This window comes from Shewanella mangrovi (genome assembly GCF_000753795.1).
GTDB lineage: Bacteria > Pseudomonadota > Gammaproteobacteria > Enterobacterales > Shewanellaceae > Shewanella > Shewanella mangrovi.
Map to the genome: position 1 here is coordinate 53,771 of NZ_JPEO01000001.1, position 18,014 is coordinate 71,784.

An 18,014-nucleotide genomic window follows, 5' to 3' on the forward strand; every position below is an offset into this window, starting at 1 on the left:
ATAATAACAGCAACAGGGATATGGGATGAAATCACTTCAGGGGTTATTGCTCAGCATCGTGGCACTGTTTTGGTGCCACGGCGTACTCGCCAAGACGTTAACCTCGTCTGACATCATAGATGACAGCCAAGCGGCAACAGGCTTTATCAACTACTTTTACGACAAGCAAAGTGGTGAACTTTATCTACAGCCAAATGCGCTCAATCAGCCGATGTTGTTGCTGTCTAGCTTACCTCACGGTGCGGGTTCTAACGACATTGGCCTAGATCGCGGCCAGCTCGGTAACACCCGCATGGTGCAGTTTGAGCGCCAAGGTCCCTATCTGCTGTTAAAGCAGCTCAACACTTTTTACCGCGCCGACAGCGATAATCCATTTGAGCAGCGTGCTGTGCATGAAGCCTTTGCGGATTCAATTTTATGGAAGGCCAAAGTCGTACCCGGAAAAGCACTGTTGGCCCCCGCTAACGATTTGATGATGATGGATTTACACGGCATTGCTGCGCAGCTAAAAGCAACTGGGCAGGGCAGCTATCATCTTGATCCTAGTCGCTCCTTGGTGGTGCCGACATCGGTAAAAGCGTTTCAGCGCAATAGCGATGTCGATGTGCAATTGACTTTCGCCGCTGATAAACCGGGGACCCAGGTGGCACAAGTCACGCCCGATGGGCATTGGATGACAGTGACCGCGCGTTACTCTTTCATTGCGCTGCCAGAGGCCGGATATCAGGTGCGTGCCTATCATCCCAATAGTGGTTATCTCTCCGATGAATATATGGATTACGCGACTGCCGTCGACCAAGACATCATCAAGCGCGTATTGCTGCGCCATCGTCTGCAAAAGGTAAATCCGGGGCCAGCGCCGAGCGAAGTGGTGAAGCCAATTGTGTACTATCTTGATCCAGGCGTGCCAGAACCGATCCGTGGCGCGCTGCTAGCAGGTGGTCGCTGGTGGTCAAAAGCCTTTGATGATGCAGGTTTTATCGGTGGCTTTAAAATGGAAATGCTGCCGGAAGACGCCGATCCTCAGGATATTCGCTACAACGTCGTGCAATGGGTGCACAGAGCGACCCGAGGCTGGTCTTATGGTGCAGTGGTAACCGATCCCCGAACTGGTGAAATTATTAAAGGACAGGTGACGCTTGGTAGTCTGCGGGTAAGACAAGATCATCTGATTGCCCGTGCGGTGACGTCTGGCTGGCCGGATAGAAAAGCCGCCGCGGATGCCTCAATGGCGTTGGCCTTGGCGCGTATTCGTCAGTTAGCCGCGCATGAGATTGGCCATACGCTGGGGCTGTCGCATAACTTTGCCGCGTCCACCAATGATAATGCGTCAGTAATGGATTATCCGCATCCTTACATCGCCTTGAATGAGGGGCAGATTGATATTAGCCAACCTTATAAAGATGGTGTCGGTGCGTGGGATGAGTTTGCCATCCAATACGGCTACGGTGATTTTGGCGATGAACAGCAAACGCAAACCGCGCTGACTGGCCTGCTTGAACAAACTCATCAACAAGGACTGCGCTACATTGCCGAGGCCGATTCGCGGGCAATGAATGCTGGCCAAGCTTATGCCAGTTTGTGGGATCGCGGCGATGATCCGGTCGCCGAATTGAAGCGCCTGCAGCAAGTCCGCGCCAAAGCATTACAGCAGTTCTCGGCCAATGCATTATTGTCGGGACAGCCGTTAGGAGAGTTGGCGGATGCGTTAGTCCCTTTGTATCTTTTGAGCCGCTATCAGATTGAAGCGGCAACCAAGTTTATTGGCGGGACTGATTACAGCTATCTGGCCGATTTGCAGCATGGTAGCTGGCATTTTATGGCCCCGGAACAACAAAAAGCGGCGTTAGCAGCAGTGTTGGCAACCTTGGATGTGGACGCGTTATATCTGCCGACTTCCGTGCTGGCACATCTGGTGCCGAAAGCGGGTGATTATCAACGTACGCGTGAAAGCTTTAGCTCTGCGCTCGGGGTGACGAATGATCCGCAAGCGATGTTAGAAGCCTTGAGCCGGCATACTCTGCGTTACTTGTTGCAACCGGCGCGGCTGAACCGAGTCGCTCAGGGCGCAGCCCGCGATCAAGAACAGTTGTCCGTGACCAGTTTGCTCGATCGTCTGGCGGCTAACACAGTGTTAAAGGATTTACCTTCTGGGGCCAAACGTGCTGCCGCGATGCGGATAAATGCAGTGGTGGTTGACAGCACTTTGGATGCGTTGGCAGACGAGCACACCAATGCTGAAGTGAAGGCGCAGCTGACAATGAAGCTTGCCTACTGGAGCAAACAGTTCAAGCGTAAAGCTAAGCGTGTTAGCGAACAGGAAGCGGCTCATTACGAACGGATGCTACAAGTGATTGATCAATCACTGGATGGTAAAGCGCTGCGGATGATCAGTTCCCCGGTCGCGATGCCGCCAGGATCGCCTATTTAAGCGTATGCAGTTGGCTTTGAAGAAACGCTGACTCTTGGTCAGCGTTTTTTTGCTTTAGGGTTACGCGGATAGAAATGATCCTGCTTGCGTTCTAGATGGGAAAACTGCCGCGTATTTTTGTATGGCAGCTTCATAAAGCCTGAGACGCCTTGGCCATGAATTTTATCCACATGCTGCAAAATCCGCTCAAGACAGCCTTGGAATACCTGCTGACGATGAGGATCGAGCAGCTTCAAATAATTATGGATTTTCAGATGGGTTGGCAAGGCTTCAAAGATGATGCAACCCGTGTGATGAATATGGTTGAGACGACTGAGCTCATTCATAATCTCTACCGGCAGTTCGAGGTTTTCATCCGGGTCTTTACCATCTTCAAAATAGGAATGCCAACGCGATTGTGATTCGCTGTTGGGCACATCGCCGATTTCAAACGGCAACCGCTGCTCAGGTTGACTGACAAAGGTACTGTTTTCAGAATCACGTTCAAAATGCTGAGTATCTTTGGCATTGAAGAAGCAAGCTTTGAATACGCCGATTTTGCCAATGCCGCGCGCCAGCGCCACCATGTTATTCACCGCCTGCAGTAATGCCGGTTTTAACGCTTCATCATAGAGGGCGAGATTGGAGTCAATATACACTCCATCTTCCCGCCAATGGATCGCCAGACCGCCGACGATCGGGTATTGCCCCAAACGACTCACTGAGGCAATAAAGCCTTTTTCGGTGTCGCCCATTCCCACCAGAAAGTTGCGATAGTATTTCTCCAATTGAATATCGTGCTGGTTGATTGCGGCGTATTGCTCCGAACCCTGATGGCTTTTGAGAAAGGATTTACGTGAACTATAGCTCACCGTTTCGACGTCGCGGGGTTCAGGTTGGATCCACACCGGAATATCGGCATTGGCCAACGGCGCGGTAATATTTGGCAGTAACAGGTGCTGTGAATACTTCATACTGCTAAGGAAGTAATCACTGCCCTGCATGCGCAAGGTTGGGTTGCTGGATAACATGGCATCTAAGGTACGTGCCAGTTCTTGTGGTAAGCCCAAACTGGTTGCCGGGATTACCTGCGAACCAAAGCGGCTGATTTGCCCAGATGCCAGCGCGTAAAGCGTGGCTGCGACACCTTGTTCATCAAATCTTGGGCTGGATAGCTCACCGGAGAGCTGCTCTTCACCGATAAAATACACATCCCCCATGCGCGCATTGGTATGTTGCTGGTCGGTTGATAGTGTATCGAGCACATTATCATTAGCGGGCTGACCATCAGCATCGCGCTGGGCAAACACCGCCGAGCCCCAATCAATTAACGATAATTTATCGCTGTCTTGGTCATAAATCAGGTTAGATGGTTTGATATCGCCATGGACGAGCGGACGCCCAACGCGCAGGTAAATCAATAAGTCTGCTAACTGGCGGGCGATACTCATTATTTCATGGACTGGCAATGCACCGAGCCGTCGGCAGCGTACATCCAAGTCTTCCCCGCGCGCCCGCTCCATCACCAAAATACCTTGATTGCCAACCCGGTCAAACTTCACCAGCGCCGGCACATTGGGGTGGTTTAACTGGCCAAGAATAAATGCTTCTTCTTCGAGTCGGTCTTGTATGTTTTGCGGCAGCGTAACGCGAGAAAACTTAAACACGTGCTCAACATGGTCACTATTGTGTCCAGCAAACACAAAACCGTAGGCTCCTTTACCAATCAGGTGCGGCGCTTGATAACCAAGCTTCAATAATTGCTGTTGGCAGAGTGCTATCCAATCACGATGCTTGCGCGCGTCATCGGCTTTCAGCAGGTAGATAGATTGCTCTTCAGAAATATAAAAGTGCTGTAATTCAGGAGCGGGCAAAAGGCCACCTAAGGTATAGCGAATAGATAATGTATCGGCTCATTTAAGCAGCTGTATCGCGCAGCGGCAAGCGGATAAAGGTGAGATCTGACTCGAATTTGCCGTACCTAACGAATCTTTTTGTTGCGCACTTTGACATGTATCAACAATTGCTGAATCAGTAATGAGTAATCTGACCGCAACTAATTGATAACCAGCATCAGAGGTTACCGATGCCTGAGCCTGACAAGCAAGAGCTCATTACATTGTTTGAATATGCCAGACCCAGGATTATCAAATCCATGGAACTGCGCCATTGCCCTCATTCCGGTTTTTACAACGCAGTCGATGAGCGTTGTACCTTTTGTCACCAAGGTATGGAATGTCAGTGGATGAACCGCAATGATAATCTCGTGGCCTTGGAACACAAGACAGTGGAAGAACTGCGCCAGCAGCTGCTGATGGCGGTGGAATTTGTTGACGCCAGCTTAACGCCACATCATCTATCTCGTCGTAAATGCGAATGCGACAACTGTTTATGGCTGCGTCGCGTAGAAAAAGCACTCGCTAAATTCAAATAATCCTGTTTTGCATCCCGATCGTGGAATGGGTAGAGTTACGCCATTAACGCCACGTTCGGGAGCGGTATGGAACCTCAATTTTGGCACGAGCGTTGGGAAAACCAACAGCTCGGCTTTCATCAGCAACAAGTGAATCACTTCCTCAAACAACATTGGCCTGAGCTCAATCTCAGCGCTGGAAGTGTGTTTGTGCCTTTGTGTGGCAAGTCAGTTGATATGTGTTATCTGGCTGAGCTTGGTCATCAAGTGGTGGGGTCAGAATTTAGCGAAATCGCGGTAAGGCAGTTCTTTGCTGAGAATGGGCTGACGCCGACTATTGTCGCTGGCGAATTGGTGTCGCGTTATCAGCAAGACAACTATCAGTTGTTGCTGGGTGATTTTTTTGCACTGTCTGCGGATGACGTGCGGGACTGTGTCGCGTTTTACGATCGCGCCTCTATGGTGGCGTTACCGGAAGAGATGCGGCAGCGCTATGCGCGTCAGCTAGCGGATATTTTACCAAGCGGTTGTTGTGGTTTGGTGATTTTGCTGGAATACCCACAAGCATTGTTGGCTGGCCCGGCGTTTTCGGTATCGCAAGCTTGGCTTACAGCGCATATGGGGGAGCATTTTACGATTGAACAATTGGCCTCTTATGATGTTTTGCAAGAGAATCAGAAGTTCGTTAAAAACGGTGTGCCTTGGTTACAGGAAAATGTGTATCGCATTACGCGCAAGTGAATCAGGCAACAAAAAGGCGACCCTCAGGTCGCCTTTTTAGATGTCATCATTACCGATTAGAAATCGTAACGAACACCTACAGAAATGACGTTGTCGTCTTCTAAATCAACTTTAGCGCCAGACATTTTGTAGTCACCTTCGTAGTGAGCATAGTGACCATATACCAGTGTGCTCTTAGCAACACGGTAGTCAGCACCTACGATCATTGCAGATACGCTTACATCGCTAACACTTTGAGTGGTTGCGTTGTTAGCTTTCATGTTAACACCAGACATTTTAGAGAAGTAGCTACCGAAACCACCATCGTCATAGATGTATTCAGCTTTCAGGTTTACACCGTTCAGGTTGTAAGCCACGTTCACTAAGTAAGTGCCGCCATCGATATCGCTATCGTACAGGTTTTCAGACTGTTGTACTAAAGCACCAACTTTGAATTGGTCCAGTTTTACTTGTGCAACTACGCGGTACGCATCAATGGCGTTGATGCCTTTGTTATACGCAACTGCTGCATAGTACATGTCTTTCTTGAAGGTTTTGTCACCAAATACAGCGCTAACTGCGTATTGGCTGCTGTGATCGCCAGCGCTGGTAGTGCTGTTGTTATCATCGAACTGGTAGTTAGCGTTGATGGTAAACAGATTGGCGATTTTTGGAGAGTAGTAGAAGACGCCATCTGGAACGCGAGATTGCGCTTGCAGAATACGGTCCATATCCGCGTTGGTGTTACCGAACAGGTCGATGCCACCTTCAGAGTTTTTGAACACTGTGTCACGACGACCAAATACTGCAGTACCTGCAGCAGTCTTGAAGCCGAAGAAAGTGTTACGAGCATTGAATACTGAACGGTCGCTACCAGAAGTGTTTTCAAAACCCCATTCTGCTTGGTATACGATGTCTACACTGTCGTTAAGTTTTTCAGTGCCTTTAACACCTAACCAAGAGAAGTTGTTTTCCAGGTAAGTACCGCTTTCACCTAAAGTAACACCGTTGGTGTCACCTTGAAGAGTTGAGCCGTTTTCTGAACTGGTCAACATCAGGTCGAAACGACCATAGAAGTTAGGACCATCCGCTAAAGCGCCAAAAGAAGCTGCCGTCAGCACTGTCGCGATTGAGGCAGAAATAAGACTTTTTTTCATGTGTGTGCTCCCTAGAACCTGAGTTCTAATCCATCTACTTTAGTGTGTTTTTTTGCTCTAATTATTCCTGGAGCTAGCCCTGATGCGTCCTTATCAAGACAAAGCTGCGCGAATTCTTACAGTTTTTATTTTTTAAGATTGTGATGAACCTCAAAGTTTTAGCCCTGTTTAGCATTGTCTCATACGAAAAACTGACAAAAACTTCTGAATTTGCTCGAATTTTGTTCGGCAGTCCTTAGTTCATGCGTCTACCTCACCTCCAAAATGTAAGAAATTACAATATTTTCAGCATGCTAGACGGTAAATATATAATTACCGCCCATTATCGACTAAATAAGAGATAGACGAAATTATCGAAAAGTAGAAATTTTTAGATTTATTTGTGCCCGATAGCGCAATTTGGTTGATAGAGCTCACATTATTGAGTTCAGCTTACGCGGGCTTTTGGTTAGAATAAGCAGCACTCGCCAATATTGCCCAGTGAGATTGGCCGTTTTCCTGTTTAATTCGATTTGAGAACCTGTCTTTGTCCACATCTATGTTTGAATCCGAACTCTATCAGCAACGTTTTGGTGGTATCGCCCGTTTGTACGGCGTTGAAGGATTATTGGCTTTCTCTCAGGCTAAAGTGCTGGTGGTAGGGATTGGTGGCGTGGGTACTTGGGTGGCGGAATCCTTGGCCCGTAGTGGCATTGGCGCGATTCAACTGATGGATTTGGATGATGTCTGCGTCACCAATACTAATCGTCAAATCCACGCGCTGGCCTCGACCATTGGCCAGTCTAAGGTGGCCGTCATGGCGGAGCGGATCCAAGCGATTAATCCGCTATGTGAGGTGACCGAGTTGGAGGATTTTATTGCCGCCGACAATCTCAATGAATATCTACCTCGGGATAATGCGCCGGACTATGTGATTGATTGCATTGATGCGGTAAAACCTAAAGCGGCGCTGATTGCTTGGTGTAAGCGTAATAAAATTAAGATAGTGACGATCGGTGGGGCTGGTGGTCAAATCGATCCTTCGCAAGTCAAACTCACTGACTTAGCCAAAACAGTGCAGGACCCATTGCTTGCAAAAGTCCGCAGTTTACTGCGCAAAGAATATGGCTTCAGTCAAAATGTGCAACGCAAATTTGCCGTGGACGCGGTGTTTTCCACTGAGCATCTGAAATACCCGAAAGCTGATGGTTCTGTGTGTGCGACCAAAGAAGGACTGACGGGCACGATGCGCATGGATTGTGCGTCTGGTTTTGGGGCAGTTTCCGTCGTTACCGGTACCTTTGGCTTTCATGCGGTGGCGCGGGTATTGCAAAAATTGGCCGCTGTTTAACATTTTTTAAGCCAAAAATATGATCTGCATCTAAACGCATTTTAGAAGGTTGTTGCTAGAATCCAGCCACCTTCTTGCGATAGAGTCAGCGCTATGCAACAAGCTCTTCTTACACGCTTTCTGCGTTACGTCAAAATAGACACACAATCTGATAGTCGTTCCACGCAAACGCCAAGTTCAGCAGGACAATGGCAACTCGCAAAGCTGTTACAACAAGAACTAACTGAACTGGGATTTAGTGATATTTATCTTAGTGATAGTTGTTGCCTATACGCGAAAGTCCCTGCCACCGTCGCGGATGTGCCCACAATAGGATTTATTGCACACCTCGATACTTCACCTGATTACAGTGGCAGCCAAGTTAAGCCACAAATTATTGAAAACTATCAAGGGCAGATTCTGCCCTTGGCGGATGGGGAACAACTCTCACCCGAGCAATTCCCGCAGATGTTGCGTTATATCGGGCAGACCTTGATCACCAGCGACGGCTCCACCCTGCTAGGGGCTGATGATAAAGCGGGGATCGCCGAGATCGTGACTGCACTGCATTACTTAATCCAGCATCCTGATATTCCTCACGGTGAGATTTCATTGTGCTTTACCCCTGATGAGGAGATTGGTTTAGGCGTAAGCCATTTTGATCTAGCGCGTTTTGCGGCTGAATGGGCTTATACCGTTGATGGTGGTGCGGTGGGGGAGTTGCAATGTGAGAACTTCAACGCGGCGACAGCTGTTATCACGGCGAAAGGTAATGCCTGTCATCCTGGTGCTGCTTTTGGTGTGCTGGTTAATGCCATGACCATGGCGTGTCGCTTTCATGCCAAGATGCCGTTGCATGATACGCCAGAGCATAGCCTAGGATATGATGGCTTCTTCCATCTGATCTCGATGGAAGGCTCCACCGAGCAGGCGCAGCTGGTTTACCTCATCCGTGATTTTGATGGCGAACAATTCAATCAACGTAAGACATGGCTGCATGATGTCGTTGCCAAATATAATGATGAGTTGACCGCCGGCAGTTTAACGGTGGAGATTAGCGATAGTTATCTCAACATGAAAAACGCGATTGAACCTGTGCCACATGTCATTGATATCGCGACCCAAGCGATGGAGATGGCGGGCATCCATGCCGATCTTCAACCCATTCGCGGCGGTACTGATGGGGCACAGCTGTCACACCGAGGGTTACCATGTCCTAACCTGTTTGCAGGCGGTCATAATTTCCATGGTAAACATGAATTTGTCTGTCTTGAATCTATGTTGAAGGCGACGGAAGTCATTATCAATATTGCTAAGCTTGCCACACAGCGTTACCGCTAACTCATCCTCGATCTACGGCCACTGATGCTAGCACAGCGTTAGTGGTCGTATTTGTTTCTCAGAATTTCAATATTTGGCATCAGACTTGCTTTTGATCAACCAGCGATCTTTTTTTGACACTGGAAATTGTTATGAAGCGATTGAACTTGTCTGTACCTCAACACTTTTCTTTGCGCGGTATTCTGTTGCCGAGCTCAATGTGGGTCATGCTGTTAGGTGCCTTGTTGTTATTTGTGCCCAATTCACTGCTCGCCACGCTGAAGCTGGATAGTTTAGTCGCGGAATTTACGCCCTATATCGCATTAGCATTGATGGGCGCATTGGCTTATGTCGGTGTGCTGGCGGTGAACTTTTTACTCGATGAAGCGATTCGCTATCTTCGTGGTAAACGCATTGCCGAACAGGTGGACGAGAAAGTGAAGTTGCTCGATCCTACCGAAAGGGCTTTGCTGCGAGAGTTCTTTATTCAAGGCACGTCAATTTTAACGCTGCCACAAGACGACTTAGTGGTGCAGAGCTTACTGCAACACCATATTCTGGAATGTGTTGGTAACGAACGTCACTATGCTATTCAGGGGCCGACCGCTGACTTCAAAATTTCCGTGTATGCGCGTAAATATTTAAATCGTCGTGTGTTGCGTTTGCCATCAGGTGAGATGAGCCAGGATGATTTGCAACAGTTGATGAGATCGCGTCCGGCGTTTGTCGCCAACGTAACACAAGTGCGTAAACACGCTGCCTAAAAACAAACGGGCAGCTAAGCTGCCCAAAAATAAAAAGTGTCGTTTTAAGAAGGATTTCAGTCTAACGATAGACAAGCTTTACAAGCGACGCACTGCATGGGTGTTTTGCTCCGCCCATTACTCACAGGCAAAACAGCGGTGACATCTAAGGGAGCTCAGCGAGATGGCCTGAGGTCCACAAACTGCTCCTCTTGTTGTAAAGCCGTGATAAAATTTAAGCGCTTTTACTCAGCTTAAGCGCGATCTTGGTCACTAACTGGTGTATTCCTTCATTCTATTCGTCAGCAACTTTTGCGGATTTAGCCGTAGTTCAAAAAACAAGCAATTTGATTGTCGGTTTTAACGGAAGTGTGTCAGCAGGGGCTTGTTTTGTGGTGAATATTACGTCAGGGCGCTGCTAAATTGGACTTTGACGAAGAAAAAATAGACATCTGATTCTTAATTGCGATTTTAGACTGTCAAAGCACTTGCGATTCGTTAACGCAAATGTATAATTCCGTTCGTTCGCTGCAGTACACGATGCTAAAGCGACTTACAATATGTGCCAGAGTGGTGAAATTGGTAGACACAGGGGATTCAAAATCCCCCGCCCTTAAAAGCGTGACGGTTCGAGTCCGTCCTCTGGTACCATATCTTCTAAGAGATAATAGGCCGACGGAAGTCGGTTTTTTTGTGCCTGGAATTCGCCAATCCGTATTACTTCAATTGATGGAAATACGGCGCCGCGGCGCCTTTTCATATCATCCTGCCTTTTGGGACCTCTCTCAATACTGAAGGTTTGCTTGCTGTAGTCATCTGAAATCGATCAGTGCTCGAATGAGCATGCTGGGCGTAATGCAGCTTAGCGACCAACGTTCGCTCATAGCCGTGATTGTTGCAGTATTTGTTCCATTCGAATGCGATTAACTCGCAACGATGATTGCGTTCTTGCTCAACGCGGCATATATTAACTTTTATTTAATTGCCTAGGCAAATATTGATATGGCATATTTCTCTGCAAGTAAGATCCAACAAACGCCATTCTCACTCGGGCATCTATTGCATCTGGTGAATCAGTACAAAGATCGTGTGTTGACCCGCCATCTGTTACCGCTGGATATCACGGCGCAGCAGTTCAAGGTGTTGATGCTGATCCATCGAGACCATGTCGAGAGCTGCAGTGTGTTAAGCCAGCGCTTATCGGTGGATGGTGGCGCCATTACGCGCATGTTAGATCGATTGGAACAAAAGCAACTGTTACAACGCATTCGCGATGCTAAGGATCGACGCAAGATTGCGCTGCAGCTTACCGAAACAGGCGAGGCGCTATGCCAGCAAATGCCCGAGTTTATCGCTGAAGTACTGAATGAATTTACTCAGGGATTAGATGATGAAGATATCGCGCTGCTGGAGCAGTTGTTGCGCAAGATTTTGTATGCGGGCGGTGTATTGGAACCGCAGGACTAATTTTTTAAAGCTAGATTGAACGAGACCCTAATGGCTGAACAAACATCTACTCAGCAAGCAAGCGCGCCTGCGACTACGAAATCCCGTAAACGCAAAGTGTACTTGCTGGGCTTATTATTCTGTGTCGCCGCAGCAGGTATTGGCGCATATGTTTATCATCAAGAGTATGGTCGCTTTTATGAAGAGACCGACGATGCCTATGTGCAGGGTAATCTCATCAGCATCGCGCCAAAAATCTCCGGAACCGTGACACAACTCTTTGCCGAAGAAGGGGACTATGTCGAAAAAGGGCAAACATTAGTGAGCCTTGAGCAGAGCGATGCCAAGATTGCTCTTGATGGTGCTGAGGCGAATCTCGCTAATGTGGTGCGCCAGACCCGCGGTTTGTACAACGACGTTGATAACTATCAAGCACAGTTGCGGGTACAACAGGTGAACTATCAGCAGGCATTAGCGGATTATCAGCGTCGAGTGAAGCTCGCCAAGCGCAATTTGATCTCGGAAGAGGAAGTCACTCATTATCGGGACAATCTGCAGGCGGCTGAGAACCAATTGAGCGTGGCGAAACAAGCGCTGAATGCCAAGTTAGCCTTGACTGAAGGCGTCAGCATCGCCAATCACCCGGCAATAAAAAGTGCTATTGCGCAGCTGCAAGCGGCGTATCTGAATCTGCAATACACCCAAATCAAGGCGCCGGAATCTGGTTATATCGCCAAACGTTCGGTGCAATTGGGACAACAGTTGTCTGCCGCGACACCGTTGATGGTGCTGGTGCCGCTGCAGCAGGTGTGGATTGATGCCAACTTTAAAGAGAGTCAGATGAAGGCTATGCGCATTGGTCAGCCGGTGGATATTGTGGCAGATCTCTATGGTGATGATGTGCACTATCAAGGGCACATTAGCAGTTTAGGTATCGGCACGGGCAGTGCGTTTGCATTGCTACCGGAGCAGAATGCTACCGGCAACTGGATCAAAATAGTGCGGCGTTTACCGGTTCGCGTAGAGATCGACGATCCGCAGCAAATACAGCAGCATCCATTGCGTATCGGCTTATCCACGCTCGTCACCGTGCAGCTTAAAGATACTAATGGCCCATTACTGGCACAGCGCGCCGAGAGCAAGCCACGTTTCAGTACCGATATTTATGATGAGCAATTAACCCAAGCGCATCAGCTCGTACGGCAGATCCTCGAACAAAACGGTATTAGTGCCACCGATGCCATTGTGGCGGAAGCCAAGGCTGCTAACTAATGAATGGTTATCAGTTTCGGCCGCCAAGTTTGGGGCTGGCAACCTTAGGGCTATCGTTAGCGACATTTATGCAGGTGCTTGATACCACCATTGCTAACGTTGCCTTGCCCACTATTGCCGGTAACTTGGGCGTTTCATCAGATCAAAGCACCTGGGTGATTACGTCGTTCGCCGTGTGTAATGCCATTGCCTTACCGCTGACCGGCTGGGTGTCGCGTACTATTGGTGAGACCAGACTGTTTTTAGGCTCAGTGATTATGTTCGCCATCACCTCGTTTTTGTGTGGTATGGCGCAGTCGATGAATGAGCTGATTCTGTTTCGAGCATTGCAGGGGTTCTTTTCCGGGCCACTATTTCCGATGTCACAGACGTTGATGATGGCGATTTTCCCACGGGAAAAACGCGGCCTTGCGTTAGCTCTCATTGGGATGGTGACGGTCGTGGCGCCCATTGTCGGGCCAATCACTGGCGGTTGGATCACCGACAGCTATTCGTGGCGCTGGATTTTCTATATCAATGTGCCGATCGGGATCTTTGCAGCCCTAGTAGTATTTATGCAGATGCGCGGCCGTCAGGAAGATAAGGTACGCAACCCCATTGATTTTGGTGGACTTGCACTGCTGGTCATCGGTGTCGGTGCGCTGCAGATCATGTTGGATAAGGGCAACGATCTCGATTGGTTTTCTTCTCACTTTATTGTGTCATTAGGGCTGTTATCCCTAGTCACTTTGATTGCGTTTGTGATCTGGGAGCTCACCAGTGAACACCCGATTGTTAATCTAGGTTTGTTCCGCGATCGTAACTTCACCACTGGTACCATTGCGCTGGTACTGGGTTACGGCGCATTTTTCGCGATTGCGCTGATTTTGCCGCAGTGGCTCCAGATTAATATGGGCTACACCGCCGTATGGGCTGGGCTAGCGGCGGCGCCGATGGGGGTAATCCCCTTGCTGACCTCATCATTAATTGGGAAATATTCCCATAAAGTGGACTTACGTTTGCTCGTTACCGGTTCATTTGTGGTGATTGGCGCATCCTGCTTTATGCGCGCCGGTTTTAATTTGCAGGTAGATTTTGCTTCTATTGCCTTGGTACAGCTGTTTATGGGTATTGGTGTCGTGCTGTTCTTTATGCCGTTGACTACCATTTTGCTGTCTAATCTAGAACACCACGAAATTGCTGATGGTTCTGGGCTGGCCACTTTCTTACGGGTGTTGGGTGGTAGTTTTGCGTCATCGCTGAGCATTTGGTTGTGGGATCGCCGCGAGATCTTTCACCGCGCTCAACTCAACGACAATATCAGTGTGATGAATGAAAATGCGCAGCATTATTTGCAGCAGCTAGGTGGCTTTACTCAGCGTAATTTGGCGCAGGTGGAAGGCTTGCTGCAGCAACAGGCGGTGATGATGTCGACGATCGATTATTTCACCTTGCTGGGCTGGATGTTTGTGGGCTTGATAGTGATTATTTGGTTCGCTAAGCCACCATTCTTTCGCGCTCATTAAGCCCTAGCGCTAACGAGAAAAGCCAGCGATTGCTGGCTTTTCTCGTTACTGAGTTGTTCCAATCATTGCCCTCCTATTTATATTGTTCAAGTAAGTGGCGGTTTTCATCTACCAGCTTTTTCTGCTGAGTTTGCATCTCTACGTAGTCGGCGTTGGAAGGTTCAGCTAAGTGCATTTCTTCCAACTGGTGAATACGCGTTGCTAAACTTTTAATGTGCCTGCTATTGGCTTGGATCTTCATTTCAACTTCTGGAGGGATCATAACGTTCTCCATTGTCTGCTGATTTATCGTCATATTAAGTTTAGTCAAAATGCGCCATTTTGCGGCTAAATTCTCGTCGAGCTGCTGTGAGTGGGCGCTTTGCCAAACAGGTGACTATCTTGATAGACAGCGCTGTACTAACTCGCTGTTGTGAAATGAGTTGTTATTAAAATGTACAGTGATTGAGCAGTACAAAATCGCGCTAGCTGATAAGCGCTGGTGGACTTGCGTTCTCTTAGTGGTTTTAGCAAGATTCGCCTCTGGAATGCGCGGCCGATCGCGCCGCGATCTTTGGCTTGCAAGGTTGGTGCAAGGTTTATTCGTTATAAGACTGTTATTCGAGCATGAAACAAAAATGAAACAACTGATTAAAAATTCGCAAAAGCTTCGAATCAACAAATCTATATAAGAATAATCGGGAGGAACACTTAGGTGAGCACCAACAAATTCCAATTGTCATTGGTAGCGTTAGCGGTATTGGGCTTTAACAGCTCATACGCTGTTGCAGCCAACAATGATAACAACGTTGAAGTGAATGCTACACAGTCTGCCGAGGCTGCTGCGGCAAACGATAAAGACCAAGTTCGTCCGCCAAAGCAGAAAACGGATGAGCATATCTTGGTCACGGGTTCACGCCTGCAATATGGTAGTGCCGTGTCCAAACCTTCCATTATCACTGAAGAAGATATCAAAAAGCGCGGTGTTACCAGCGTTGAAGAGCTGATCCGCACGCTGCCACAAAACTTGGCCACCATCGGCGGTATGGCTAATGGTCGTTTTAATGGCCCATTGGCGGTAGCAGACGGCAGTCCTGGCAATATGTCTTCCATCGGTGCACTAGGTGTTTCTGCTGCCAACTTAGGCGGTATGGGCGCGGGTCGTACTCTGATTCTGGTTAACGGGCGCCGTATGGCCGGCGCTGCTGGTATTCAAGATGGCTTTGTGAACCTGAATGGTATTCCGCTAAGTGCGATTGAACGCGTTGAAATCACCACTGATGGTGCATCCGCAGTATATGGCGCTGACGCTATGGGCGGCGTTATCAACTTCATTCTGAAAAGCGGTTTCTCTGGCACAACTGTCACAGTGCAGCACGAAGATTCAAACAACGGCGCCGATAACTCACGCTTTAGCTTATACACTGGCTATGGTTGGGATTCCGGTAACATCTCGATGACGTTGGATTACAGCAAACGTAAGCCAGTGATCAACGCTAAAACCGGTTACACCACCAACGATTACTCAAGCCACTATAATGGCGATCCATCGTGGGACCGTCGTTCATTCTCTGATGGTAGTCAGCCTGGATTAGTTGATAATTCTACCAGCTACTACGATTGGGACTTAGACGCTTATATTAATAACGTCAGTGCTTACACTATTCGCGATGGTTACACCGGCGGTCGTCCAACCATGGATGATATTGTGGACGTGGGCGGCGAAGCGCGTCGTGACTTTGTACCTCGTGTAGGTGGTCCGGATACTGAATCGAAAAGCATCACTGTTAACTTTGAACAAGAGTTGACTGACAAACTGAGCATCTACGGTACCGGTTTGTTTACCCGTAGCGAATCAAGCCAAGATCAAATAGAAGCCTCTGGTCTGACGGTTAACATGGCACCGGGACAATACTACAACCCGTTCCCAGCATATCAGTTCAGTTCTTGGAACCCTGGCGTAACTGCTTATTATTATCCAGCCGATGAACTGGCAAATGGTGACCTGCCATACGGTTACAGTGATAGCACTGCTGATAACTGGAGCTTAAACGCGGGTATCAGCTACAAATTTAACGAAGATACTAAGTTAGAGTTTATCTACACCACTTCACGTGCTACCACTAAGGGCGCGCGTTATGCCTACGATAATATCGTGTCAATCAGTGAAGATTTGTCTTCGCCTAACGGCTATCGCTGCTCTAACTTCCAGCTAGAGCGTGGTCGTTACACAGGTGATGAGTTAGCCTTCTATCAAGACTTGTTTGATCGCCAATGTACGGCGATGACCAGTTCAGATCCTAATCTGGCGTTCAACCCGTGGAAATCGAGCGCTGATGGAACTGGCGCGAGCATCAATGACTTCTTCTATCGTCATAGCAACGAAGATCGTGGTTCACGTTTAGAAAACTACGAGCTGCGTTTAAACGGCGCCTTGTGGGAACTGCCAGCGGGTAAAATCTACTACGCAATTGGTGGTGAATATAACGATGACGGCATTGATAGTAATGAAGTGAAAGTACTGACAGGTGAAGCGGTACACCGTACTCGTAACGGTTTCTTTGCGGAAACTAACATTCCAGTATTTGGCCACAAGCTGAACTTCCCTGGTATGCGCGCGTTGACCTTTAACCTAGCAGCACGTCGTGATAGCTACTCAACCACCGGCGCTGTAGGGACTGTGGATGGCATTCCGTTCGACCAAGGTGGTGAAGTCGTTTATGCGAAAAACACCTTTACCCGTTGGACCCCAAGCTACGGTTTTAACTGGCAACCAATTGATTCAGTAACCGTTCGTGCGAAATGGAGTGAAGGCTTTAAGGCACCGCCATACACTTCACTGTTCAGCATTACTGGTTCATCGACCTATGACGCCGCGGTAACTAACGATCCGCTGTATGATTGCCGTGCTAACAGTGATTGTGATTTCGACTGGGGTGATTCATACGGTTATTACGTGCCGCGTACGACTGCGCCAAATGAACTCCTGAAACCGCAAACTTCGAAACAGCAATCGTACACTGTGTCGTGGTTGCCAGGTGGTGCATTGTCAGGTTTGACCTTGGATGTGACCTATAACAACACCAAGATCGATAACGAATACGCAGACTTGGATGATCTGAACCATTACGAGCGTTTTGAAACCACCGCCGGTATCGAAGACTTCTACCCACGTGATGAAAACGGCCGTGTTGAACGCGTACGTAACTTGACCTTCAACATGTCAGGTTCTGAATACTCTTCACTGCTGTATGAACTGGGTTACTACGTCTACACCGATTTCGGTACCTTTACACCGCACCTGACTTACATTCGCAACCTGAAGTCAGAAACCAAAGTGTTTGCTGGTAGCGAGCCGATGTCGGATGTGGGTCACTTAGGTGGTGTGGATCGTTATAAACTGACCGGCTCTTTGCAGTACCAATATAACGATTTCAGCGCGACCCTGTGGGCTTACTACCTGCCGACTTACATCAACGATTACGATGTACAGATCTATGCTGGTCAAGAGTCAAACTTGGATGCTAAACGCGAAGTTGCGTCAATGACGACCTTTGATTTGACCATGTCTTATCAATTGACTAACAGTCTGCGAGTGAACTTTGCTGGCCGTAATATCTTTGACAAGCAACCGGCATTTGTGGTGGTAGAACAACTGCCTTATGATGCTGCACGCTATAATGTGGCTGGGCGTACTCTGTCGTTGGAGCTTCAATACGACTTCTAATTGACGAGAGTGT

The 18,014-nt window shown here is 48.4% G+C and carries 13 protein-coding genes and 1 tRNA gene; 11 read left to right on the forward strand and 3 right to left on the reverse strand.

The features are described 5' to 3' along the window. The first annotated feature begins 25 nt into the window (after positions 1–25). Positions 26–2,431 carry a zinc-dependent metalloprotease gene (locus tag HR45_RS00265; protein ID WP_037438566.1) on the forward strand — a complete coding sequence of 802 codons (2,406 nt, stop codon included), beginning with the start codon at positions 26–28 and terminating at the stop codon, positions 2,429–2,431. Between the two features lie 38 nt (positions 2,432–2,469). Here the strand turns inward: HR45_RS00265 and HR45_RS00270 are convergent, their stop codons facing one another. Next, on the reverse strand, positions 2,470–4,284 hold the full coding sequence (locus tag HR45_RS00270; protein ID WP_037438568.1) for a protein kinase domain-containing protein: 1,815 nt from the start codon (positions 4,282–4,284) through the stop codon (positions 2,470–2,472). Between the two features lie 281 nt (positions 4,285–4,565). Between HR45_RS00270 and HR45_RS00275 the strand changes: the two genes are divergently transcribed. Next, positions 4,566–4,844 carry a hypothetical protein gene (locus HR45_RS00275; RefSeq protein ID WP_347360072.1) on the forward strand — a complete coding sequence of 93 codons (279 nt, stop codon included), beginning with the start codon at positions 4,566–4,568 and terminating at the stop codon, positions 4,842–4,844. A gap of 66 nt (positions 4,845–4,910) precedes the next feature. After that, complete coding sequence (locus HR45_RS00280; RefSeq protein ID WP_037438571.1) at positions 4,911–5,564, forward strand: thiopurine S-methyltransferase; 654 nt, start codon at positions 4,911–4,913, stop codon at positions 5,562–5,564. A gap of 56 nt (positions 5,565–5,620) precedes the next feature. Here the strand turns inward: HR45_RS00280 and HR45_RS00285 are convergent, their stop codons facing one another. Beyond that, positions 5,621–6,700, reverse strand: a complete 1,080-nt coding sequence (locus HR45_RS00285; RefSeq protein ID WP_037438572.1) for a porin — start codon at positions 6,698–6,700, stop codon at positions 5,621–5,623. A 538-nt stretch (positions 6,701–7,238) separates the two neighbouring features. Between HR45_RS00285 and tcdA the strand changes: the two genes are divergently transcribed. The 7 genes from tcdA to HR45_RS00320 all read left to right on the forward strand — a co-directional run bounded on the left by tcdA (position 7,239) and on the right by HR45_RS00320 (position 14,295). Further along, positions 7,239–8,030, forward strand: coding sequence for a tRNA cyclic N6-threonylcarbamoyladenosine(37) synthase TcdA (gene tcdA / locus HR45_RS00290; protein ID WP_037438574.1), 792 nt, complete (start codon positions 7,239–7,241; stop codon positions 8,028–8,030). Between the two features lie 93 nt (positions 8,031–8,123). Further along, a complete protein-coding gene (pepT, locus tag HR45_RS00295; RefSeq protein ID WP_037438575.1) occupies positions 8,124–9,350 on the forward strand; it encodes a peptidase T in 1,227 nt (408 codons plus the stop codon). Between the two features lie 131 nt (positions 9,351–9,481). Then, the gene (locus HR45_RS00300; protein WP_037438577.1) at positions 9,482–10,093 is read left to right on the forward strand and encodes a superinfection exclusion B family protein; all 612 of its coding nucleotides are present in this window, start codon (positions 9,482–9,484) and stop codon (positions 10,091–10,093) included. Positions 10,094–10,636: 543 nt separating this feature from the next. Next, positions 10,637–10,723: transfer RNA gene (locus HR45_RS00305), tRNA-Leu, on the forward strand. Between the two features lie 351 nt (positions 10,724–11,074). Then, complete coding sequence (locus HR45_RS00310) at positions 11,075–11,539, forward strand: MarR family transcriptional regulator (protein ID WP_037438579.1); 465 nt, start codon at positions 11,075–11,077, stop codon at positions 11,537–11,539. Positions 11,540–11,569: 30 nt separating this feature from the next. Continuing rightward, positions 11,570–12,790, forward strand: coding sequence for an HlyD/EmrA/EmrK family protein (locus tag HR45_RS00315; protein WP_037438581.1), 1,221 nt, complete (start codon positions 11,570–11,572; stop codon positions 12,788–12,790). Further along, positions 12,790–14,295, forward strand: coding sequence for a DHA2 family efflux MFS transporter permease subunit (locus tag HR45_RS00320; RefSeq protein ID WP_037438582.1), 1,506 nt, complete (start codon positions 12,790–12,792; stop codon positions 14,293–14,295). Before HR45_RS00315 ends, HR45_RS00320 begins: the two co-directional genes overlap by 1 nt. Positions 14,296–14,368: 73 nt before the next feature. Here HR45_RS00320 and HR45_RS00325 read toward each other — a convergent pair whose 3' ends face one another. Next, positions 14,369–14,557 (reverse strand): hypothetical protein, encoded by a 189-nt coding sequence (locus tag HR45_RS00325; RefSeq protein ID WP_037438583.1) that lies wholly within the window; start codon positions 14,555–14,557, stop codon positions 14,369–14,371. A gap of 432 nt (positions 14,558–14,989) precedes the next feature. Between HR45_RS00325 and HR45_RS00330 the strand changes: the two genes are divergently transcribed. Further along, positions 14,990–18,001, forward strand: a complete 3,012-nt coding sequence (locus HR45_RS00330) for a TonB-dependent receptor domain-containing protein (protein ID WP_206537869.1) — start codon at positions 14,990–14,992, stop codon at positions 17,999–18,001. The last annotated feature ends 13 nt before the right edge of the window (positions 18,002–18,014 follow it).